This is a genomic window from Scytonema hankhaensis NUACC26, assembly GCF_045865695.1.
In the GTDB taxonomy this organism is placed as follows: Bacteria; Cyanobacteriota; Cyanobacteriia; order Cyanobacteriales; family Nostocaceae; genus Scytonema.
On sequence record NZ_BAACAP010000182.1, the window covers coordinates 16,643 to 40,581 of the forward strand.

At 39.4% G+C, this 23,939-nt stretch carries 14 protein-coding genes; 11 read left to right on the forward strand and 3 right to left on the reverse strand.

The window, feature by feature from the left end; all coding sequences use genetic code 11:
• Positions 1-21: 21 nt before the first annotated feature.
• Positions 22-1,836: a penicillin-binding protein 2 gene (gene mrdA / locus ACKTT2_RS17445; RefSeq protein ID WP_407889123.1), complete on the reverse strand. Its 1,815-nt coding sequence runs from the start codon at positions 1,834-1,836 to the stop codon at positions 22-24.
• Positions 1,837-2,054: 218 nt separating this feature from the next.
• On the opposite strand from mrdA, the gene ACKTT2_RS17450 reads away from it, so the two are divergent.
• A complete protein-coding gene (locus ACKTT2_RS17450; RefSeq protein ID WP_407889125.1) occupies positions 2,055-3,188 on the forward strand; it encodes an ABC transporter ATP-binding protein in 1,134 nt (377 codons plus the stop codon).
• Positions 3,189-3,247: 59 nt separating this feature from the next.
• Positions 3,248-4,333 carry an ABC transporter substrate-binding protein gene (locus ACKTT2_RS17455; RefSeq protein ID WP_407889128.1) on the forward strand — a complete coding sequence of 362 codons (1,086 nt, stop codon included), beginning with the start codon at positions 3,248-3,250 and terminating at the stop codon, positions 4,331-4,333.
• 227 nt (positions 4,334-4,560) lie between these two features.
• Here ACKTT2_RS17455 and ACKTT2_RS17460 read toward each other — a convergent pair whose 3' ends face one another.
• A complete protein-coding gene (locus ACKTT2_RS17460; RefSeq protein ID WP_407889130.1) occupies positions 4,561-6,093 on the reverse strand; it encodes an N-6 DNA methylase in 1,533 nt (510 codons plus the stop codon).
• Positions 6,094-6,099: 6 nt separating this feature from the next.
• On the reverse strand, positions 6,100-6,756 hold the full coding sequence (locus tag ACKTT2_RS17465) for a type II restriction-modification system restriction endonuclease (RefSeq protein WP_407889132.1): 657 nt from the start codon (positions 6,754-6,756) through the stop codon (positions 6,100-6,102).
• 482 nt (positions 6,757-7,238) lie between these two features.
• Between ACKTT2_RS17465 and ACKTT2_RS17470 the strand changes: the two genes are divergently transcribed.
• The 9 genes from ACKTT2_RS17470 to ACKTT2_RS17510 all read left to right on the forward strand — a co-directional run bounded on the left by ACKTT2_RS17470 (position 7,239) and on the right by ACKTT2_RS17510 (position 23,928).
• Positions 7,239-8,603 carry an AAA-like domain-containing protein gene (locus ACKTT2_RS17470; RefSeq protein WP_407889134.1) on the forward strand — a complete coding sequence of 455 codons (1,365 nt, stop codon included), beginning with the start codon at positions 7,239-7,241 and terminating at the stop codon, positions 8,601-8,603.
• A gap of 179 nt (positions 8,604-8,782) precedes the next feature.
• Complete coding sequence (locus ACKTT2_RS17475; protein WP_407889136.1) at positions 8,783-11,071, forward strand: AAA-like domain-containing protein; 2,289 nt, start codon at positions 8,783-8,785, stop codon at positions 11,069-11,071.
• A 488-nt stretch (positions 11,072-11,559) separates the two neighbouring features.
• Positions 11,560-12,360 carry an SAM-dependent methyltransferase gene (locus tag ACKTT2_RS17480; protein WP_407889138.1) on the forward strand — a complete coding sequence of 267 codons (801 nt, stop codon included), beginning with the start codon at positions 11,560-11,562 and terminating at the stop codon, positions 12,358-12,360.
• Positions 12,360-13,010, forward strand: coding sequence for a tetratricopeptide repeat protein (locus tag ACKTT2_RS17485; RefSeq protein WP_407889140.1), 651 nt, complete (start codon positions 12,360-12,362; stop codon positions 13,008-13,010). Before ACKTT2_RS17480 ends, ACKTT2_RS17485 begins: the two co-directional genes overlap by 1 nt.
• A gap of 431 nt (positions 13,011-13,441) precedes the next feature.
• Positions 13,442-13,936 carry a hypothetical protein gene (locus ACKTT2_RS17490; protein WP_407889142.1) on the forward strand — a complete coding sequence of 165 codons (495 nt, stop codon included), beginning with the start codon at positions 13,442-13,444 and terminating at the stop codon, positions 13,934-13,936.
• A gap of 438 nt (positions 13,937-14,374) precedes the next feature.
• Positions 14,375-16,660 (forward strand): TOMM precursor leader peptide-binding protein, encoded by a 2,286-nt coding sequence (locus tag ACKTT2_RS17495; RefSeq protein WP_407889144.1) that lies wholly within the window; start codon positions 14,375-14,377, stop codon positions 16,658-16,660.
• Between the two features lie 32 nt (positions 16,661-16,692).
• Positions 16,693-17,775: an amidohydrolase family protein gene (locus tag ACKTT2_RS17500; RefSeq protein WP_407889146.1), complete on the forward strand. Its 1,083-nt coding sequence runs from the start codon at positions 16,693-16,695 to the stop codon at positions 17,773-17,775.
• Positions 17,776-17,807: 32 nt separating this feature from the next.
• Positions 17,808-23,297: a trifunctional serine/threonine-protein kinase/ATP-binding protein/sensor histidine kinase gene (locus tag ACKTT2_RS17505; RefSeq protein ID WP_407889148.1), complete on the forward strand. Its 5,490-nt coding sequence runs from the start codon at positions 17,808-17,810 to the stop codon at positions 23,295-23,297.
• 262 nt (positions 23,298-23,559) lie between these two features.
• Positions 23,560-23,928, forward strand: coding sequence for a response regulator (locus tag ACKTT2_RS17510; protein WP_407889150.1), 369 nt, complete (start codon positions 23,560-23,562; stop codon positions 23,926-23,928).
• Positions 23,929-23,939: the final 11 nt, after the last annotated feature.

The following is a 23,939-nucleotide window of genomic DNA, read 5'->3' on the forward strand; positions in this document are numbered from 1 at the left end:
TTATTTGGAAGCCCCTAATTTCTAGGATTCAGATTTTTTATATTTGCTGGGATTCTTCTTGTGGAAATACTCCTCCAACACTTGTAAAACTACAGGTCCACAATCACTTCCTCCATGTCCGCCAGAGTTTTCACCAAAAGCCACGACTACAATTTCTGGTTTATCTGCTGGAGCATATGCCCCAAACCAAGTATGATTGGGACGACCAACTCCAGCTTCAGCAGTACCACTTTTTCCGGAGGTTGCAGCAACGGATGGTACGTTTAAACGCTTTCCTGTCCCCTCAGTTATCACTTTCCGCAGTCCATCGCGAAGAATTTTGATGGTACTTGGCTTCATGTTTAATGACGAGCGCCATTTTTTTGATTCTTCATGGTCTTTGAGTAAATGGGGTTTGACTCGATAACCACCGTTGGCTGGAACAGAGAACATGATTGCTGATTGCAGTGGCGTGACTTGTAGCGCCCCTTGTCCAATGGACATATTAATGGTGTCTCCTACAGTCCAAGGAATTTTCCATGTTTTCTGCTTCCATTTCTCATCTGGAACTAATCCTTTTGATTCCTCGTCTACAAACTCAATTCCAGTTTTCTTGCCAAAGCCATACTTACGAGTCCATTCTATTAAGGTAGGACCGCCAACTCCCCTGCCAATTTGATAAAAGAATGTGTCGCTACTCATTGCCATTGCTTTTGGGAATCCCAAAGGTCCAAATCCAGCATGGTTCCACTCTCCAAAAGTTACTCCACCAACGGTTAAAGAACCGTAAGTTTGTAGCACTGTGTCAGGAGAAAATTTTCCCGATTCTAATCCTGCTGTTGTGGTGATGATTTTAAAGGTACTAGCGGGAGGGAAGGCACTGAGGGCGCGATTGACGAGGGGATGGTTTTTTCCTTGTACGCTTTCCCAGTCTTTTTGAGTAAGTTGTTGTTTGGAAAAAACATTGGGATCGAAGGTAGGGTGAGATACGAGCGCCAAGACAGCACCGTTGTTTGGATCGATCGCAACAATGGCTCCTCTGGAAAATGTTAACGCTTTTTCAGCTGCTTTTTGTAAATCTAAATCTATAGTCAGGTGAATATCATTCCCTGCTTTTGCTTGTTTTTCTCCCAACACGCGAATTGGACGACCTTTGCCATCGACTTCTACTTGCTGACCGCCCCATTCTCCTCGCAACAACTTTTCATAAGCCTTTTCTATCCCCATTTGACCGATGTTATCTCCTAGTCGATAACCTTCTTTTTTCTTTTTTTTCAATTGTTCTGGAGTCAACTCGCGAGTATAACCAATAACATGGGCTATGGCTTTACCATTGGGGTAATAGCGTACTGCCTCTGTATGAATTTCAACTCCTGGGAGTTCGCTTTCATACTCTTTTATAGCGGTGACTTGGGATTCATTAAGGTCGCGTGCTACCCTGACAAGATCTGTTGCATTTGGACCGGCTTCGTCTAATTTCTGTTCTATTTCCTCTCTAGGGATTTTCAAAATTTGCTCGAGACGCACGCTGACAACCGACCATGATGGTTTTGTGTGCGCCATCGGCCATAGATACACTGACCGAGGATAACGTGTCGTCGCTAAGAGTTTACCATTGCGATCGAAAATGTTGCCTCGTTCGGGTTGTTTGGGGAGTGTCCGAATCCGATTTGCCTCTGCTCTTTGTCTGAGTTTTGGACCTTCAACAATTTGTAAATACGCTAAGCGAGCATTAATACCAGCCATCATCGCAATGGTAAATATGATAAAAAATATAGACTGGTAATTTTTTCCAACAGTGCGTAAACCTTTATCTCCGAGAAATCCACTAAATCCAGATGATTTTAAGGAAGCCATAAAACAGTACCATTATCAGCAATAATTCTTTTTGATATAAAATGACCGGAAAGATAGAAATTAAGTGTATTTACGGTCAAAATAAACTTAACAGTATATTTTTCTGTAAGTTCTTTTTGACAGCATAGAATAAACCAAAGTGTAACTTGTCATTTACCATTACGACTACATTTATTAACAAAAACACTTATACTCTCAGGAGGATTAAATTAAGAACTATGGCTCAGACTCTAATCCAGAATCAGGGGGGAACAGCAGGTTTTGAACCACTCGATGTGGAGTTACTTAACGTTTTTAAGTTTTTTAACCAGGAACCTGCTGTTCATGGAGTAGACTTAGATATTCGACAAGGTGAATTTTTTAGTATCCTTGGTCCCTCTGGTTGCGGCAAAACAACTACACTTCGGCTGATTGCTGGATTTGAAAGAGCAGATGCAGGTCAAGTGTTGATTCGCGGTCAGTCTATGACTAGTGTTCCCCCATATCGCCGCCCTGTTAACACTGTGTTTCAAAGTTATGCTCTATTTAATCATTTGAACGTCTCGGAGAACGTTGCTTTTGGTCTGCGGCTCAAAAAATTCCGTAAGAAGGAAATAGAAAGCAGAGTCAAACAAGCTTTAGAATTGGTAAAGTTGGAGGGTTTGCGATCGCGTTTTCCCAATCAACTCTCAGGGGGTCAACAGCAAAGGATAGCCTTGGCAAGAGCGATCGTCAACCGTCCTGCAGTATTGCTTCTAGATGAACCTCTTGGAGCGCTCGATCTAAAATTGCGAAAAGAAATGAGGGTTGAACTGTCCAATTTACACAAAGAATTGGGATTAACTTTCATTATGGTGACTCACGATCAAGAAGAAGCACTATCTTTATCGGATCGGGTTGCTGTCATGAATCAAGGCAAAATAGAACAAGTAGGGACTCCTAGCGAAATTTACGAACAACCCCAAACTGTATTTGTCGCTGACTTTATTGGCGATACCAATTTATTGGCGGGTGAAATCACAGGTGCGGATGCTTCTCACATTCAAATTTTAACTAAGACAGGGCTTGCTATTATCGTGACTCGCGACGAAAATACACCAACAGATTTATCACAAGCAGTTGTTGTTAGCGTGCGTCCTGAAAAAATACAGCTATCTCTTTATAAACCTAGCGTTGAAAATAATTGCTTTGAAGGACGGTTAGTTAACATTATGTATTTGGGAACGCATATCAATTATGTCGTGCAACTCATCAACGGTTTACAGATTAATGTTTTACAACCTAATACATTTATTAATTTACCAGATCGCGAAACTCCTATCTATGCTTGGTGGACAGAAAGTGATTGTTTGGCTTTAATCAGTGACCAGTGACCAGTGACCAGTGACCAGTGACCAGTGACCAGTGACCAGTGACCAGTGACCAGTGACAAATGACTAATAGAAGAGGATTTATTACGGGAATAGTAGCACTATCTAGCTTGTCCCTAGTAGGTTGTGGTTGGCGACTTGGGAACGTCCGTGCATCCGCTACGACAGGTTCTCGCGACCAAATGTACATCTACACGTGGGAACAATATACTAGTAAGGATTTACTAAAAACTTTTAGCGCTCAAACGGGGATCAAAGTATTGGCAGATTTGTATGATTCCAATGAAGCCATGCTCAGTAAAATCCAAGCGGGAGGTGGTAGTGCCTATAGCGCGATTTACCCAAGCGATTATATGGTACGGAAAATGGTAGACTTGGGATTGGTAACAAGATTGGAGCGCGATCGCATCATCGGGTTAGACAATTTATTTCCCAGGTTTCAAAATCCTATCTACGATCCAAATAACCGTCACAGTATTCCTTTTAGTTGGGGAACCACAGGTTTTATTTATAATTCCGAAAAGCTAAAAACTCCACCTGATAACTGGGGCTATCTTTGGGAGAACAAACAACTTCTGTCAAAACGAATGACATTGATGAACGATGTCCGAGAAGTCATAGGTGCAGTTTTGAAGATGCTTGGTTACTCTTACAACTCAACCAATGAAAATGAAATTAAACAAGCTTTTGACACGCTAAAGGTTCTTAAACCAGATGTTGCAGCCTTTACCACCGATGCATGGCGCAATCAAATTGTTGCAGGAGACTTGCTCTTAGCAATGTGTTATTCCTCAGATGCTGTCAAAATTACCAAAGAAAATCCTAAACTCAAATACGTCATTCCCAAAAGTGGTTCTTCTTTGTGGACTGACACTGTTGTTATTCCCAAAACAGCCCCCAATATAGAAGCAGCTTATGCGTGGATAAACTTAATTTTACGACCGGAAGTCGCATCTGAAATGAGTCAAAGCTTGAGTCTTTCCACTCCCAACCGTGCTGGATTTGAGCAATTACCCAAGAAAATACAAAATAACTCTAGTTTGTTTCCCTCAGAGAGCATTTTAACAAAGTGCGAGCGTTTAGCTCCTTTGGGTCAAGAAGTTGAAGCACTTTATGAGCGTTACTGGATTGAGTTGACGAGTGGTTAATGTCATTTGTTATTAGTCATTTGCTATCAGGACTTACGCAACCTCAACGGTATTTTAAGGATTTCACGCTTTGCAGATCCCCCCATTTCCCCCCAACCCCAGAGGAGACCCCTAGCCCCCCTTAAAAAGGGGGGCTTTGCGTAAGTCCTGGCTATAAAAACCTCATGAATGGAGAATACATCTATATACCCGACTTTTTAAAGAAGTCGGCGATCTGACTAAGCCATTTAGTTTGTAAGCAAGTTAAGACTCAATTGTATTGAATTTGAAAGTTGCTGACTGGGTTTTTTTGAAGTGTAACTATCATACTCCTCTTCTCGATTCAAAACCCGTGCTAGCAAACGTAAATTTAATCGCTTAAGTAGTTCAATAGTTATTGGTCGCTTGTCACTCCAGAAAATCATTGACTCTAAAAACTCTCTAGCAGGTTGTGAATTCAATAGATTAACAAGAAAATCAGCTTCAGATTGTGACTGACATGGTAAAAAGTAAACCGTATCATCAAAGACAATAGGTTGATTATCAATTAAACCGACTGTTACAAAGTTAAGAGTTTTATAAAACCCTGAGATAGCTACTTTCCAAGGTGCAAAAGTATATTCCCCTATGCCAAAAATAGAAAATTCTGGACGATTCCGATAAATAGAACTGCGGCGCTTTGATAAATCTTGTCTATAATTTTGAAGATAGTTCCAGATATGAGGAGCATGAAACTTCAAGTAAGTTGTATCTTCTCCGATAAAACGCTGTGTAACGAGAACATATTTTCTACAATTGGACAAGCGACCATTACCGATATCTGAACTTTTTAAAAGAGGATACACCCATTCTTTCTCTAGATAAAAAATAGCATTATATCCGTTGCGGTATTTATCGGCTTCACGTTCTAGTTCCATGACATTAGAACAGTCATGTTTCAAACCGGAACGCCAAATATAACCTGAATCCTTGCCTCTTAAATGAGACCAACACTTATAGTTTATTACATTGGAAACAAGTGTATCATCATGATGTCCTATAATTGATATTGGTTTTTGCTGTGAGAAATCCTCAAAAACATCACAAGTACTTGATAACTCTCTATCTCCAATTTGTAATATGAATAAACAGGCATCTACAGAAGCATTAAAATATTTCAGCGAATCTATTTTATAGATTTGGGCGCGGATAATCCTATGTTTATGCTGCCAGACATAATTTAGAATTTTTCTAGCAACTAATGTTTTACATAACATAGCGATTGCACCAGTGCGTTCTCTCATCCATTTCAAATGCTGTAGCAACATCCATTCAGAAATATCAAAATTGCTTTTACCCGTTAAAGCATCGTATCCACTTTTTCCTTTAAAATTCGATTTTTTGGGTAAATTGGAACTTTTTAATACTCCTAAATCAGAATTTGTTACCCAAGGAGGGTTACCAAGAATCAGTAATGGGTCGGGCAATGTTTTGAGAATTTCAGACCAATTTAAGCTAAAAAAATTTCCAGGAATAATATTTATAGGTAAAGATTCTTCTTCAATCTCGATCGTGAGGTGATTCAAATGCTCCTGACTTATATCAACCCCAACCAATTTAGTAAGATTTGAAAATCTTTTGCAAGCTGCTAATAAAAAGGCTCCTCGTCCACAAGTTGGTTCTAAAATTGATTGTGGTGCTATACCTAATCTCTGAACAAGCTGAGTTACCTCTATGGCTAAGTCTTGTGGTGTTTGAAAATCACCAAATTCCCATATATTTTTAGCTTTATGTTGTACCATTTCACTTTATCTTATTTTAAAAATACCGCTTATCTCCCCTGCTTTCTGTATAACACGACTGTATTGAAGTCGCCATTGGAGAGCATTTGATATTGTTAAATAACCTTGTTCGGGAGGATTGTTAAGTAACTCCTCTGCAATATTGCGTGCTTCTATCTCATCGACTGGTAGATTGCGATCCATTATTAAGGCAACTAAGTCGTCAGAATTACCATCATTGGCAAGAATATTTAGAATACCACGAGTCATTTGATAATCAGCAGTACGGCTTGGCTCAACAAATATAGTATGGCGCATATCTAACCTACTAGTTCTATACTGATGGTCATCTGTCTTTTCGTAAACAAAAATTAGCAGCCCATATCCAAGACCAAAAATTTTTTGCCGAGCCGATTTATACGGACATGAAGACTGCGGTTGTCGGATGCTTGTAACTTTTATATCTATATTTAAATCTGGAAAATCTATTCCAGAAGCGGAATTCCCCAGTCCAAACTCATATAACAAAGCTAAATAAGTCCGAAATTTTTGTTCTAAATAAGTTCCAACAGCTTTTCCATCAGTAACACCAAACAACGATGGTTCGTCGTAGGTACTTTCTACCTCAGAAAACTTAACAGCTTCCTCTATAAGTAAATCAAGTGTCAGCAATGGCTTCACCATATACTAATCCTAAATCATTAATAAGAAATTTGCGAACGCTAGGCGCGAATATAATTTGCAACTATACAAATAAAGTCTACCTACGTGGACTTTATGAAAATAACCTGCGTAGCGCCAGTTTCGTCTGTAAATTCGCGATTTATAATTGCTAAGTTTAAATTAAATTTTACTCTAAATCTAGACAAGAACGCTACGTGTTTTCTCATAATTTAAGTATGATTGCTGTATAACTCACATTTCATAGCATGACTTAGAACTCCCTACTTCCAAAATACATATAAAAAAAATTAATTATACGCTTGCTCAACTTAGACATAGAAAACGGTAACATAGCAGATAGTATATCTTTGCGAGCGCAATTGATAGTATTGGGTAGTAAGAGAGTGTTTGGACAGGATTCCCTATAATCATTATCGCTTATAGTTCTGAAAGCGAAGCCGTGAAGTCAATTCACAGGCGGGAAAATAATACGCCAACTTCTCATGACTCTTGATTCTTTACTTGCAATTGTAAATTACAAGCTATTGGAAACCCAAAATCGCCCTCTGAATGATACAGAGACACTCATACTGCGCGGTATTTGGCAAAGTCAAACCTACGGTCAAATGGCTCAAGCAGGGGGATACAGTCCCGGTTACTTGACTAATGTTGTTGCTCCGGGGTTATGCCAAAAACTGTCTTTGATTATTGGGAGGCGCGTGACCAAAAAAAACTGTCGGGCGCTGTTAGAATTTTATGCAACTGCACAAGCTTTTCCAACGATCGCAACACCGCCAAGACAATTTCCCACTCACTTTTCGATAAATAAACAAAAATCCCCTCGCTTTCCGAGCGGTTCCGTTCCTCTTGATTCGCTCTATTATATTCAAAACACTGCCATTCAAGAGCAAGCTTTTGCAGAAATCAGCAAACCAGGAGCTTTAATTCGGCTGAAAGCGCCGAGGGAGATGGGTAAAACTTCTCTGCTGCTAAGAATTCTAGAATACGCTAAGAATCATAATTATCAGACTGTTAGCCTCAATTTAGAGGAGCATCTTGAAGGAGAAATTTTAACCGACCTCAATCGATTTTTACGATGGTTATGCGCTAATATCTCCGTGCAATTGGGGCTTGAGCCAAAACTAGATGACTGTTGGGATTGGGATCTTGGTAGTAAGGTGAGTTGCTCTCTGTTCTTGAGAAATCAAGTGCTCGCTCGCATTGACTCTCCTATAGTTCTAGCATTGGATGATGTCGATCGCCTGATCGAACATCCGCAAGTGGCAAAAGAGTTTTTCCCCTTGTTGCGATCGTGGTACGAAGAAGCTAAAAGACAGCCCGTTTGGCAGAAGTTACGTCTGATTGTCGTACATTCGACAGAAGTATATGTGCCTTTACAACTGCATCAATCACCGTTTAACGTGGGATTACCGTTTCAGTTAAGAAACTTTAACTTGGCTCAAGTACAGCAGTTATCCCAAAAATATGGTATTGATTGGGCAGATGAGAATGAGGTAAAATTTCTCACAGATATGGTTGGGGGGCATCCAGCACTAGTCCATCTGGCACTATATCACCTGAGTGGTGGTGAAATAACTCTAACGCAACTTCTCAAAGATGCTCCTACGCCAGTGGGCATTTATTATCATCACTTGCACCGTCATTGGGCTGCTTTACAAGCACAACCAGAACTCGCATCTGCTTTGACTGGGGTCATGCATACCACTAACCCTGTATTACTAGAACCCGTACTTGCTTACAAGCTGAGTAGTATGGGATTGATTAAGTTGGAAAGCGATCGCGCAATTCCCAGTTGCGAGTTGTATCGGCAGTATTTTCAGCTTATGACTTTGAAAAAGCTAGTATAATTCTGGGTAAAGCCAACCAGAAGAAAGCCAGAACCAAAAAATTTTGTATGTAATATTAGGACTGTAGTTGGATTTCTGAAATATGGGTTGGTTGGGTATTGCCCGCCACATGAGTCCTTCGGTAGTTAAAACAATTGCTAATAAAAATTAACTCTTGCAAATTGTGAGTAAGCCCATACATGAGTAGGTTAGTTGTTTTAAGCTTGGGTCAGGGAAACTTGCGTGATGGCTTTGCTACCGTCACCGCACAAGTTGGTGAAGCTAGCAACCCCTACCACATGAAAATCACTGCTAGTTTACCAGCCGCACCAAAAATTCTAGAACTCTATCAAAACTGGCAAGCACTTTATTATGCCTTCTATCAACGGCTGAGTTGTTGGCGTAATAGTCCGGAAACAGATGATTACCTTGAAATTTCAGAAGTGGGACTCACTCACGTTTCTGAGGTTGATATCGTCAAGTTATCTCAAAAGCTGTCAAATGGACTAAATACATGGTTGGACTCCAGAGAATTTCGCAAAATCGATCGGCAATTACGTACACAATTAAAACCGTCTGATGAAATTCGCTTCATTATAGAAACTAATGATGCTTTATTGAGGCATTTGCCCTGGCATCTGTGGGAGTTTTTTGAGGATTATCCCTATGGGGAAGTGGCTTTAAGTGCAGCAGAGTATCAAAATTCTAATAAATTACCCATTAATTATCGAAAGTTTCAACTGAGAATTCTGGCAATTTTTGGGAACGCGCAAGGAATTGATATCAGTCACGATCGGATATTTTTAGAAAAATTCACCCATCGAGCCGAAATTAAATTTTTAGTTGAGCCAAATTTACGCGATTTGAATGACCATCTTTGGCAGGAAGGTTGGGATATTCTTTTTTTTGCAGGTCATAGTTCCAGTCAAGAAAAAGGGATTCTGCAAATTAATCCCACAGATAAAATTTCCCTTGAGAAACTTAAGTATGCTCTCAAGCAAGCGATGGGTCGTGGGTTAAAACTGGCAATTTTTAACTCCTGTGATGGTTTGGGGTTGGCGCAACAACTCGAAGATTTGAATATACCTCAAGCGATCGTGATGCGGGAGGCTGTTCCGGATGCGATCGCTCAACAATTTTTAAGATATTTCATAACTGAATTTTCCTCTGGTAAATCTTTATATGTTGCAGTCCGTTCTGCACGAGAAAGATTGCAAGCACTGGAGAAAGACTATCCTTGTGCGACTTGGCTACCAGTTATTTTTCAAAACCCCGCTGAATCATCAATGGTTTGGTTGCAGGATGGTGTTCGGATTGATTGGGAGGACATGGTGAGTTCGCCAAAGTTAACTCCTAGTTTTAATCTTAGGGGGATGCAACCAGAAATGCGATCGCCCTTTGCAACCCAAGTTCTCTCCCAACCCATCCACGTGCATCAAAATGTATTACCTCCGTATCCCAGTGGTTCTGTTCCCTTAGACTCCCCTTACTATATTGAAAATACTGTAGTTGGCGCACAGGTTTACCGAGAAATTACTAAACCGGGAGCTTTGATTCGGATTAAAGCGCCAATGGAAATGGGGAAAACTTCTCTGTTGTCAAGAATTCTGGAATATGCTAGCTGCATTGGTTACCGCACGATCGATCTGAACTTTGAAGAACAAATTGACCGAGAAATTCTGAGCGATTTGAATCGATTTTTACGTTGGCTTTGTGCTAATATTTCCCGTCAACTTCAGATAGAACCAAGATTGGATGATTACTGGGATGAAGATATTGGAAGTAAAGTGAGTTGTTCGCTTTACTTGCGAAACTACGTGCTCGAACAAATTGATTCTCCTGTGGTTTTGGCTTTGGATGAGGTGAACCAAATTTTTGAGCATCCACAGGTGGCGAAAGAATTCTTGCCATTGTTGCGATCGTGGTACGAAGAAGCGAAAAGACGACCGATTTGGCAAAAGCTGCGTCTGATTGTGGTTCATTCTACAGAAGTGTATGTTCCCTTGCAACTTCATCAGTCACCATTCAATGTCGGTCTTCCAATTCAGTTACAAAGTTTTAGTTTCGAGCAAGTCATGCAGTTAGCCCTACGTTATGGATTGTGTTGGAAGGATGGTTCGGAAGTCGAACTTTTAATGGACGCGAGCGGGGGTCATCCAGCCCTTGTACATTTGGCACTTTATCATCTCAGTCAGCAACAACTCACTTTGACACAACTGCTGCAAAGTGCTTCTACACCCACGAGCATTTATTACCACCACTTGCAGCGTCATTGGGCGACATTGGAAGCACAGCCAGAATTAGCATCTGCTCTTCAGACAGTAATAAATGCTACGGAATCCGTGCAGTTAGAATCTGTTGTTGCGTATAAGCTCAGTAGTATGGGGTTGATTAAATTAGATAATAATAAAGCAACTCCCAGTTGTCAGTTATATCGGGAGTATTTTCAATCGAAGTTATCTATTTGTAGAAAAACTAAGTGTCAATAAATACTATAAATTGAATTCAGATGATTGGGTAAAAATTATAAAAATTAATAGATTGTTCATAGAAAAATCATATATGAATTATAGATGAGGAATGGGGAAAAAGTCTATTTGCATAGACAAAAAATATGAGTTATAAAAGCTCCAAATATGGTATGGAACTAGCGGTTGATTTTTGAAATATTTGTACAGTGGTCTAAAGTCCTACCTACAGTACTTAAAATTGTTAGTGAATGATTTGGAATTCTCATATTAGAATTGTCTGCAATTTATATTTAAATAAGTTAGTTTTTTTTAATAAAAATTTGGATTTTTCAATTGAAAAATATTATATAGAACTGGTAATATTGTTGGAGAAATGAAAAAAAAATAAATGCAATGAACCATAAATTGTAACGAGTACATTATGGCGAAGATCCTCTAGTCCAGATGTATCCACTTATCGTGGAGCTTTGGATAGGTCTTGAGAAACGATGAAGAGGAGATTGAATTTGAAAGCAGGTTCTTTAACCATTGTAGGCACAGGTATTCAATTAGTTGGTCATCTCACTCTAGCTGCAAAAGCCTGGATTGAACAAGCTGATAAAGTTTTGTTTGCCGTAGCTGACCCAGTTACAGCAAAATGGCTGCGATCGCTGAATGAAACAGCAGAAGCCTTACCTTACAATACAAATAACCACCGGCGCAGACAGACTTATCAGGAAATGGTTGAGAAAATTCTCACTGAGGTTCGTCAGGGGCTGAATGTTTGTGCTGTTTTTTACGGACATCCTGGCGTTTTTGCAGATCCAGCCCATGAAGCTATGAAACAAGCACAAAATGAAGGTTTCAGAGCACAAATGCTCCCTGGCATTTCAGCAGAGGATTGTTTATATGCCGATCTAGGTCTCGACCCAGGACGAAATGGTTGTCAAAGTTTTGAGACTACGGACTTTCTCATTCGGCAGCGTAAATTTGACCCTACTAGTGCTCTAATTTTATGGCAAATAGCTTTTACTGGTAATCTTGGCTTTTATAAATTGGAGAAGCAGTCTCAAGCCATAACTGTATTAACTGAAGTTTTAAGAAGATATTACAGCGCTGACCACAAAGTCATTGTTTACGAAGCAGCCGTTTATCATCCTGTTTGTAAACCTGTTATTAAGCATATACCATTGGCTACACTACCAGAGACTGAAGTAACAGATGTATCAACACTTTATGTTCCTCCGAAAGCTTTAGCACCTGTAGATAGCGAAATGATGATGCGTTTGGGAATGCATTTGTTCACTGAATCAGTAGGAATTAGGTAATGAAGTATTCCGAGCAAACCTTAGCCAATTTCAATCTGATTGTAGAAAAAAAACCTAAGGACACTAAAGCCTTACTCCAACAGGCTGAGACTTACCGATTGACGGGACAGTATTCGGAAGCCCTGAAGGATTTCAATGAGGTTCTCAAATTGATACCGAATTACGTTTGGGCATTCGCCCATCGCGGAGAGACTTATAAACTTATGAAACGTTATGTTGAAGCTCTAGAAGATTTCAACCGTGCTATTGAACTAAACCCTGCTTATGTATGGGCAATAGCTCATCGAGGAGTCACTTACCGCTTTCTGGGTAAGGAATATTATGAAAAAGCTTTAACCGATTTAACAAGAGCCATTGAGCTTAATCCCAATTATGCTTGGGCATTTGCCTATCGCTGTTTAATCTATGAATTGATAGGGTCTTATAAAGAAGGTTTAGTCGATTTCGATAGGGCGATTGCCCTCGATCAAAGTTTATTTAACCATTGGCGCAGTAAGCGAGGGCTAATGCTTAGTTATGACAAACGGTATGCCGAGGCACTTGAATGTTGCGAGCAAGCGTTAAAGGAGAATCCAAATGATTACCTAGCTTTATATTGCATTGCGGTTGTGAAAGTACATTGGCAAGGCTTAAGCGAAAGATTTTGTTAAGCTATATTGCGTAGCTTGCGATCTAACCCTGCTCCGGTAGGGTTTTTTGTTAAAAAGTTATATGAAAATCAGCAAAAACCTTGACAACTAATTATATAACCGATGTGATATCTGCCTGATTGAAATCAATAGAGAGTGAGTCAACAATGGTTAATATTACAGGGTACCAAATTACCAAAAAATTGCATGAAAGCGCTAACTCTATAGTTTATCGGCTCAAGCGCCAGGATGGGCAAAAGGTCTTTCTCAAAAGTTTCTCTCCCATTGAGAAACACGTATTGAGAGAGAATGTTGAAATTAGAGGAAATTTAATATTTTAAACTCTTAATTTCTGATTTTTCATAGAAGTCAATATTTTTTGTTAACCTGTTTATGCGATAATGAACTTAAATTGGTAAGGAGATTATCAAGATATGAGTACGTATCAAGATATGTACAATGCAGTTTCAGAACAATTAATAAATCTGCTTAAGGAAAATTTAGAAACTATAGGTGAGACAAGAGGGGGGGTGAATGAGTCAAATCTGACAGATAATGAAGGAATTGAAGAATTTTTATTTGAACAAGATAAAAAGATATCTCAACTTATTGCCCGCTCTTGGTTACAAAAGGATGATGTGGGTAAGCAGTTTAGAGATATCCTTATTAGTAGTAAAAGTAGTCAGGAAAAATCCGATGAAATTAAAAATTTTCTGCAAAATCAGGGGATTGCTTTTCCTAAAGAGTTATTCAGTCAAATCAAGGTAAACTGGGAGAGCTTTGGTGGGAAAATAGAAGAAGAACCGGGAAGAGAAAGAATTTATTTACTGCCTTATCCTCCAAGACCTTTTGAGGTTAAAGACGAGCAACTAGAAAAATGGATTAATGATAACAATCCAGAACGAATAGAACCTGAAGATCCCTACATTCCTTTAAGCTTTTTTTAATATAAAATCAAATAAATTCCTTAGCTATAGGAATCCTATTTGATTTTTGAAATATACGTAGGGGAGCCACCCTCGTGCGCGGGTTCCCCGCGTTGAGAGGAGTGGCGTTGGGCAATGCCCATCTAGCCCTCTCAATCTGTAAGTTACCCAGATTGAGAATTTTTTTGCGCTCTATGCCTATGAGCGTCGGCTGGCTATGTGCAAGGCATATGCTACGCGTTGCCGCAAGCTATGCCCGCAGGGCTGTACGCGAACGCGTAGCGTCTTCGCAGGAGATACGCGAACGTGTCGAGTGCGGTTAAAAAGTATTTTTGAACCACCTTGACAGGGCTAGCAATCCCCGTCTCATACTAATCAAAATATTTGAGTTATAAAACTGATGTTGTAGTGTCAACATTCTTATCTTTTTGCAATTGCTAATTCCTAAATAAAATAGAAATGCTGAAAAAACCTAAATTTAAAACTTGTTTCCGCATTGAAACTATAGAATCAGAAGGTGTATTTCTTTTAAGTGAGAAAACTTCTTTCTTACTGCTCGGTCGTTTGTATCAACTATTAACTCCTTTGCTTAACGGTCTGCATAGTAGTGACGAAATTGTTGATAAACTCCTTCCAATTCTGCTACCAGAAAAAGCATCTGTTCAAGAGTTGATCTCTGTTAGTGCTAGTATTCATCAGACTTTAATGCAAATGGAACAGAAAGGCTATATTGTTGAAAGCGATGTCTCTTTTCCATCGGAATTAGCAGTTTTTTGTGAAACTCTGGATATTACTCCACAAGAGGCTAACAGGCGATTGCAAACCACTAAAGTTGAAGTCAGAGCTTTCGGTTCTATTGATACTTTAGAATTTGTTTCTCTCCTGGAATTGTTACATATCCAAGTCTCTGATAAGGGAGACTTAGTGGTAGTTTTGACTGATGACTATCTTCACAACAATCTCGATGTTTTCAATCAAGAAGCTTTGGAGTCCAAACGTTCTTGGATGCTTGCTAAACCCGTAGGAACAATTGTTTGGATTGGACCTATATTTCATCCTTATAAAACAGGGTGTTGGAAGTGTTTAGCTCAGCGTTTACGAGGGAACAGATCTATCGAAGGCTTTATACAGAAATACAAAGAAAATTCCATATTGTCAACGTCTCCTATTGGTTTTCTGTCTTCTACTTTGCAGACTGCATTAGGAATGGCTGCTACAGAAGTATTTAAGTGGATTGTACAAGGAGAGAATAAACAGCTAGAAGGAATATTAGTTACTCATGACATTATGTCTTTACAGACACAAAACCATATTTTGGTTAAACGACCTCAGTGTATTTGTTGTGGAGATACAAGTTTAATAGGGAAAGCCACACCCATAATTTTAGGAAACCGGAAGAAAATTTTCACAACAGACGGAGGACATCGTTGTGTTTCTCCCGAACAAACCTTAAAGAAATATCAACATCATATCAGTCCGATTACAGGAGTTGTCCGAGAAATGAGACAGCTATTCCAAGAAGTAAACGGAGCGATCTACATTTATGCAGTTCACCATCATTTGCCTACAATATTCGACGATTTGGATTCCTTACGTCAAAATCTTAGGGGTAGCAGTGCTGGTAAAGGAAAGACTGATTGGCAAGCAAAAGCAAGCGGTTTCTGCGAAGCTATAGAGAGGTATTCCGGAGTGTTTCAAGGGGATGAAGCAAGGCATAAAGCCAGTTACCAAAAACTGAGTAACAAAGCAATTCATCCCAACGCTTGTATGCTGTTTAGCCCAGAGCAATATAAAAATCGTCAGGAATGGAACGCTAGCTGTCTTAACTTTTCTCAAAGAGTTCCAGAACCTTTTGATGAGGAGAGAGAAATTGAATGGACACCTGTTTGGTCTTTAACTTATGAAGAATTTAAGTACCTACCAACCGCTTACTGCTATTATAGCTACCCCAAACATTTAAACCCTGATTGTTATGCTGACTCCAACGGATGTGCGGCTGGAAATACATTGGAAGAAGCAATCTTGCAAGGGTTTATGGAGTTAGTAGAGCGAGACAGCGTAGCTTTGTGGTGGTACAATCGCGTGAGAAGACCGAGGGTAGATTTAGAAAGTTTTGATGAACCGTATTTTTTAAACTTAAAGGAATATTACCAATCGATTCATCGTGAACTTTGGGTTTTAGATATTACGAGCAATTTAAATATTCCTGCTTTTGCTGCAATTAGCAGAAGAAGCGATCGCAAAGCCGAGGACATTATTTTTGGCTTCGGTGCTCATTTCGATCCAAAGATAGCTATTTTAAGAGCCTTAACCGAGACAAACCAATCACTTCCTGCAGTTTTACCAGTTGATGCTGATGGCAACACTCAATATGCTCTATCCTCCGATCCATTAGCTCTCGATTGGTGGAAGACAGCTACGCTACAAAATCAAACCTATCTAATTCCCCATGAAAGCGTTGCGGTAAAAAAGTGTTCTCATTATCCTCAAATTTGGAGTGATAATCTCCTTGAAGATATCATAACTTGCAAACAGATCGTTGAGAAAAATGGCATGGAAATGCTGGTTTTAGATCAAACACGCCCCGATATTGGACTGAAAGTAGTGAAGGTTATCGTTCCTGGAATGTGCCACTTTTGGAAAAGGTTAGGAGATGGAAGGCTTTACGAAGTACCCGTTCAATTAGGTTGGGTAAAAGAACCTTTGAAAGAAAATCAATTGAACCCTATTCCGATGTGGATGTGACAGACAATTCAAAGAGTAGAGAGAGGAGAATTATGCTGAGAGAATATCAAATAATTGATGCAGACGCTCATGTACTTGAACCTAACGATATGTGGGAAAAGTACCTCGATCCTGCCTTTAAAAACTACGCATTATCAGCTGATTTGAAAGTCAAAGGGGAAAAAATTTTTTACAAGCAATCTGCCGAAATCCGCAGCGAAGGCGCTCGACGAATCACACAGAATTATCCTTTGTCTGTACTCAATCGCTTTGACCCAGAGTCACAGGTTAGAGCAATGAAGCAGATGGGAATTGATATCTCGTTCTTATACCCCAGTGTAGGTTTGTGGCTATTTGCTATCGACACAATGTCTCCTCAACTAGTTGGAGCATTCACCCGCGCCTACAACAATTGGTTACGAGACTTTTGTAGTTACGAGCCGCAAATTCTTAAAGGAGTGGGAGCTATTAATCTTCATGCTCCCGAAGAGATGGTAACGGAATTGCATCGTATTGTAACATTTGGCTGGAAAGCTGTTTTTGTGAGACCCAACCCAATTAAAGGGCGGTTGTTGAGCCACCTTTCCTATGAACCATTTTGGACTGAGTGTGAACGCTTGGGAATAGCCGTTGGTATCCATGAGGGTACTTATTGTCGCCTACCAACTGCTGGAGCAGAACGATTTAACACTCATTTTGCCTTACATGCCTGTTCTCATCCTATGGAACAGATGATGGCAATGTTAGCGCTGATCGAAGGAGGTGTATTAGAGCGCCACCCTAAGCTGAAAGTAGGTTTTCTAGAGGCTGGTTGTGGCTGGCTACCTTACTGGCTGTGGAGATTAGATGAAGAGTACAAAAGCTTGCACTGGGAGGTTAAAGACAACATTAAGATGAAACCTTCAGAATATTTTCATCGTCAGTGTTTTGTTTCGATTGAACCAGAAGAACCTTACCTCGATCGCATTCTCCAGTACATTGGCTCCGACAATTTGCTCTTTGGCTCTGATTACCCCCATGCAGATCATCAGCCAGATATGAGTGAAAAAGCTATGGCTCTTCAGGAAAGGCTACCTAAGAAAACTGTCCAAAAGCTACTTTGGGATAATCCCGTTTCTTTCTACGGTTTAGAATAAAACACAATGACGTCTCTTACTGGAACTTAGTGATGGATATCTTGGGCTACCAAACTAGCGAACTACTCTATGAGAGTGACAACTCGTTGGTCTACCGTGCCTACTCGAAGGGAGATAATCAATCCGTTATCCTTAAAATGCTTAAACAAGCATATCCGTCTCCAAAAAGAATAGCTGAGTTCCGGCGAGAATATGAGATTACCAAAAAACTTAACATTAGAGGAGTAGTAGATGCTTACAGCTTAGAAAACGATGACCATCAGTGGGTGATGGTTCTAGAAGATTTTGGTGGAATATCTTTGTCTCAAGTAAAACAAAACAGACAGCTTGTTTTGCACGAGTTCCTATCATTAGCTATTGAGATTGTTGATATTATTGGTCATGTTCACGCGCATCGTATTATACACAAAGATATTAATCCATCTAATATCATTTGGAATGAGGCAGCAGGTCAACTCAAACTGATCGACTTTGGCATCTCAATCGAACTCTCACAGGAAGCTACAACTTTCCGTAACCCAAATTTACTGGAGGGAACTCTAGCTTATATCTCCCCAGAACAGACTGGACGCATGAATCGGGCAATTGATTATCGAACTGATTTTTATTCTTTAGGTGTAACCTTATATGAATTACTAACGGAGCGGTTGCCCTTTGCTACCCACGATGCACTGGAATTAATACATTGCCATATTGCCCGACAACCTATACTGCCACATGAACACAAACCAGGTATTCCTACACTTATCTCAAAGATAGTGCTGAAGCTAATGGAAAAAAACGCCGAAGACCGTTACCAAACAGCTTATGCTCTGAAAGCAGATTTGAAAGAGTGTTTGCGACAATGGCAGATTTTGGGACAGATTAATGCCTTTGAGCTTGGTCAACAGGATGTTTCAGGTAGATTTCAAATCCCCCAAAAGCTTTACGGGCGTGAACGGGAAATAGGCGCTTTGTTAGCTGCTTTTAACAGAGTCAGCCAAGGAACTAGTGAAATGGTTTTGGTGACAGGTTACTCTGGCATTGGTAAATCGTCTTTAGTACAGGAAGTTTATAAGCCAATTACAGAGAAGCGAGGATACTTTATTTCTGGAAAATTTGAGCAATTACAAAGAGATATTCCTTATGTTTCAGTAGTTCAAGCCTTTCGCTCTCTAATTCGACAACTTCTAACAGAAAACCAAGCAAAAATAGAGTTTTGGGGTGAAAGAATATTGTCTGCTTTAGGTTCTAATGCTCGGGCAATTGTGGATGTTATTCCTGAGGTAGAACTGATTATTGGTCTCCAACCAACATTACCTGAACTAGGTGCAACAGAAGCTCAAAATCGCTTTCATATAGCGTTTCAAAACTTTATTAAAGTGTTTACTCAATTAGAACATCCGCTAGTTTTATTCTTTGACGATTTACAGTGGGCTGATACAGCTTCATTGAAATTAATTGAACTGTTAATGACTGCAGTCAATAGTCATTATCTATTAGTTATTGGTGCATATCGAGATAACGAAGTGAATGCAGCCCATCCCTTGCTCTTAATGCTGAATGAAATAAGAGAGAAGATCTCTGTAGTGCATCAAATCCTGCTTGCTCCTTTGACTCTGTCTTCTATTACGCAGTTTACTGCTGATACTCTTAACTGTTCGCCAGAAAATGCTAATCCACTATCAGAGTTGATCTTGAATAAAACTAATGGTAATCCCTTTTTTATAAATGAATTTCTCAAGTCGCTCTATACTGAAAAACTCTTGAAATTTGACTTTGAAAGAAAGAATTGGCAATGGGATCTAGCACAGATTCAAGTACGGGATATTACTGATAATGTAGTCGAACTCATGACCGACAAGCTGCGAAAGTTAAGATCTGATACACAGCAAGTTTTGAAGCTCGCTGCTTGTGTAGGGAATCAGTTTGAACTCCGTACCGTGACAATTATCTATGAAAAATCACCTCAGACAACGGCTGCTGACTTATGGGCAGCGCTCGCAGAGGGTTTAGTCTTACCTTTGGGTGATGCTTATAAGTTGATCGATTTCAATATTGAGGGTTTGACAGACGAAGTCACAGTCGAATATAAGTTTGCTCATGACCGCATCCAGCAAGCGGCCTATTCGCTCATTAATCCTGAAGAAAAGGAAGTCTTGCACTGGCAAGTAGGACAACTGCTACTGCGGAACATACCGTCAAACAAGCGAGAACAAAAAATCTTTGATATTGTCAATCAACTTAATCAAGGTTGTCGTTCCCTTAAAAGTCAGGTAAAACGGGATGAACTAGTTCAATTAAATCTAATAGCGGGTCGTAAAGCAAAGGCATCAGCAGCTTATTCACCAGCGTTCAATTACTTGCGAATTGGTATCGAACTGCTTAACTTCTCTGAGTCCTTTTTAATAGATGCAGAGCATAGCTGGCAACGCCAGTACGATCTAACACTGACACTGTATCTGGAAGCAGCAGAAGCAGCTTACCTCAGCGGTCATATTGAAGAAGTTGAGCAATGGACTGAGGTGATACTGCAACAAGCTAAAACCATGCCAAGCAAAGTAAAAGCTTATGAAATTAAGCTTCATGCTTATTTAGGGCAGCAGAACTCATCTGAAGCTATCAAGATTGGATTGCAAGCCCTGCAATTTTTGGGAGTCGAGCTTCCACAAAAACCAAGCCAAGTAGAGTTTATGCGTCGTCTAGAGGAAACGAAAGCTCTTTGGACAAAGCAGAAAATTAAGAATTTAATTAATCTGCCAGAAATGACCGATGCCACGAAGAAAGCAAGTATGCCTCTGTTATTTCTCATACTTAGTCTTGGCTCTATAGGATTACCCGATCTGTATCCTTTCCTGATACTAGAATTAGTCAATTTATCGCTTAAGTTTGGAAATACACCCTTATCTACTGTTGCATATATTTCCTATGGGTTAATATTGTGCGAGCCAGTAGGAGATTTAGAGGCTGGTTATCAATTTGGACAACTTGGATTAAGGCTTTTGCAGCAGTTTAAAACTAAACAATTTCAGGCAAAGACATTTCTTATATTTAATACGTATATTAGACCCTGGAAAGAGCACATCAGAACGACATTAAAGCCTCTTAAAGAAACTTACCTGATTGGAATAGAAACAGGAGATCTGACTTGGGGGTGCAATGCTATGTCTGTATCTATTATGAACGTCTACTGGATTGGTCAAGAATTGATAGAGTTGGAACAAGAGATTGTTAAATCCAGAGTGGCTATTAGTCAATACAATCAAGCAGTCCCTCTACGTTGGCTTGACGTAGTTCAACAATCAGTTTTCAATTTACTTGGCAAAACACAAAACCCCTGTCGTTTTGCCAGCGAGACTTACGATGAAGAAATAGTATTGCCTCTTTATTATCAAGTCAATGATCTAAGTTCTGTTTATTTCTTTTTTTTACATAAACTATCTCTATGTTATTTATTTCAAAATTATCAAGAAGCTATTGAAATTGCTAATAAAGTCAAAGAATATTCGGGTGTAGCATTGGGATTTTATTCTGCTGTTATCATTAATTTTTATGAATCTCTTGCTCAGATAGCTATATTTCCTGAAGCCAACAAGCTCGAACAACAAGGTATTTTGGAAAGGGTTGTCACTAACCAAGAAAGAATGAATTTTTGGTCTCAATATGCCCCAATGAATTTTCTACATAAATTTTATCTAGTTGAAGCTGAATATGCCCGTGTGTTAGGCAAAGATATGGATGCTAGAGATTATTACGATCGCGCCATTACTCTCGCCCAGGAAAACGAATATCTCAACGAGGAAGCCCTAGCCTATGAATTAGCAGGTAGATTTTACCTAACCAAAAGTCAAAAACACGTTGCTCGACACTATCTACAAGACGCCCACTATGCTTATCAGCGATGGGGAGCTACAGCTAAGGTAAAAGATTTAGAGGCACGATACCCGCAGTTTTTAGCTAATGCCTCGACAGATAACCTTCCGACCCGCATAACTCTCTCAAGTACCGAATCGGGTAAAACGACATCCGATGTTTTAGATTTTTTCAGTGTTATGCAGGCTTCGCAAGCCCTTACTAGCGAAATTGTGCTGGAAAAACTACTGCAAAAACTGATGAAAATTTTGATTGAAAATGCAGGTGCTCAAAAGGGTTTTCTGATTTTGCACTCCCAAACGAATGTTATAGAGCCGGAAGATAGTCAAGAAAGCAAATGGTTTATTGAAGCGTTAGGAACTGTAGATTTTGAGGACGTAACTATACTGCAATCCATGCCAGTAGAATCAGTAGACTCTAAAACCCAAATTCCTCTTTTATCTGCTGCCATTATTAACTATGTTGCTCGCACACAGGAAAATGTTGTTTTAAATGATGCTGCCAATGAAGGCTCGTTTACACGCGATCGCTACATTATTGCCACTCAACCCAAATCCATTCTTTGCACTCCCCTGCTTTATCAAGGCAAACTGAGCGGCATTTTATATCTGGAAAATAATCTTACAACAGGAGCTTTTACAAGCGATCGCGTCGAAGTCCTCAAAATTCTTTCCGCCCAAGCCGCCATCTCTATTGAAAATTCGCGTCTGTACGAACAGTTAGAAGATTACAGCCGAACTTTGGAACAAAAAGTAGAAGTCAGAACTCAAGAATTACAAGAAAAAAATCAGGAATTGGCAAGCCTACTGGAAAAATTAAAAGCTACACAAGCACAAATTATTGCCCAAGAAAAATTAGCTTCTCTGGGAGCTTTAACAGCCGGAATTGCCCATGAAATCAAAAATCCTTTAAACTTTGTTAACAATTTTGCCGAACTTTCTATAGAGTTAACACAAGAATTGCTAGAAGAAATTGAAAAGCAAAAAGACCAATTAGAATCAGATAGCAAGGAATATATTGAAGAGATTTTAAGTGACCTCAGCCAGAACGCTCAAAAAATTAACGAGCATGGCAAAAGAGCCGATAATATTGTGCGAGGGATGTTAATGCACTCTCGCGGTCAAACTAGCGACCAACGACAGATGACTCATGTGAATACTTTGCTAGCAGAAGCAGTTAGCTTAGCTTATCATGGAATGCGTGCCAAAGATTCTTCTTTTCATCTGGATATTGAGACTGATTATGATAGTAGCATCGGTCAGTTAAACATAGTTCCTCAGAATATCAGCCGCGCTTTTATAAATATTATTAATAACGCTGGTTACGCAGCCCATAAAAAAGCAAAACGCTCTCAAGCACAAACAGAAAGAGAACAAGAAACATTTTCACCCACTCTTACCGTTAAAACCCAAGATTTAGGCGACTCAATTGAAATTAGTATTAGGGATAACGGAGACGGGATTTCCCCAGAAATACAAAACCAAATCTTTAATCCTTTTTTTACCACCAAACCGCCTGGAGAAGGAACCGGACTCGGTTTATCTATCGTTCATGATATCATCGTTCAACAGCACCAAGGGGACATTAAAGTAGAGTCTAAAGTAAAGAAATTTACTAATCTTATCATTACATTACCTAAAAGCCTCTCTCATAATAGGTTAGTAAAGTAACGTAAGTTAGATTAGAGAATTGGTGTAACGTTGTAACAATCCGTACATAGAAGCCCCTCTCCTCGTAGGAGAGGGGTTTGGGGTGAGGTCTTGTTCATAAATAATTTAATATTTTTATACACGTTGTATGAAGAGATCGGCACTAACCTGATTTTTGCATACAAGAATCTTGTTTACCCATAAAATAATGTAGGAGAGTTGAGTAAACTTAGTGTTTCATCTCTACATATTTTGCTTATTTAGTCAATGATATAAGTCATAAATGAAAATCATGATTGTAGACGACGAACAAGATGTACAACTGCTGTTTCAGCAAAAATTTAGGAGGGAAAGCAGACAAAACCAAGTTACACTATATTTTGCTTTTTCAGGAGAAGAAGCACTAGAACGCTTACAAAATAATCTTACTAAATGTCTTTCTTTGATTCTAGCAGATATTAATATGCCTGGAATGAATGGGTTAGAACTCTTGAAAATTATCAAAGAAAGATTTCCCAATTTAAAAGTATTTATAATTACTGCTTACGATGATGAAAATAACTATCAAACTGCCAAAAACTTGGGAGCAGATGACTATATTACAAAACCAATTGAATTTAATAAACTGAAGGAAAAAATCCTCAGTTTGTGAATAATCCCAAT

Coding starts and splice junctions, on each gene's coding strand:
- ACKTT2_RS17465 (WP_407889132.1), bottom strand. CDS start 6,756: ATGGTGAAGCCATTGCTGACACTTGATTTACTTATAGAGGAAGCTGTT.
- ACKTT2_RS17500 (WP_407889146.1), top strand. CDS start 16,693: ATGCTGAGAGAATATCAAATAATTGATGCAGACGCTCATGTACTTGAA.
- ACKTT2_RS17470 (WP_407889134.1), top strand. CDS start 7,239: ATGACTCTTGATTCTTTACTTGCAATTGTAAATTACAAGCTATTGGAA.
- ACKTT2_RS17460 (WP_407889130.1), bottom strand. CDS start 6,093: ATGGTACAACATAAAGCTAAAAATATATGGGAATTTGGTGATTTTCAA.
- ACKTT2_RS17455 (WP_407889128.1), top strand. CDS start 3,248: ATGACTAATAGAAGAGGATTTATTACGGGAATAGTAGCACTATCTAGC.
- ACKTT2_RS17450 (WP_407889125.1), top strand. CDS start 2,055: ATGGCTCAGACTCTAATCCAGAATCAGGGGGGAACAGCAGGTTTTGAA.
- mrdA (WP_407889123.1), bottom strand. CDS start 1,836: ATGGCTTCCTTAAAATCATCTGGATTTAGTGGATTTCTCGGAGATAAA.
- ACKTT2_RS17505 (WP_407889148.1), top strand. CDS start 17,808: ATGGATATCTTGGGCTACCAAACTAGCGAACTACTCTATGAGAGTGAC.
- ACKTT2_RS17510 (WP_407889150.1), top strand. CDS start 23,560: ATGAAAATCATGATTGTAGACGACGAACAAGATGTACAACTGCTGTTT.
- ACKTT2_RS17485 (WP_407889140.1), top strand. CDS start 12,360: ATGAAGTATTCCGAGCAAACCTTAGCCAATTTCAATCTGATTGTAGAA.
- ACKTT2_RS17495 (WP_407889144.1), top strand. CDS start 14,375: ATGCTGAAAAAACCTAAATTTAAAACTTGTTTCCGCATTGAAACTATA.
- ACKTT2_RS17490 (WP_407889142.1), top strand. CDS start 13,442: ATGTACAATGCAGTTTCAGAACAATTAATAAATCTGCTTAAGGAAAAT.
- ACKTT2_RS17475 (WP_407889136.1), top strand. CDS start 8,783: ATGAGTAGGTTAGTTGTTTTAAGCTTGGGTCAGGGAAACTTGCGTGAT.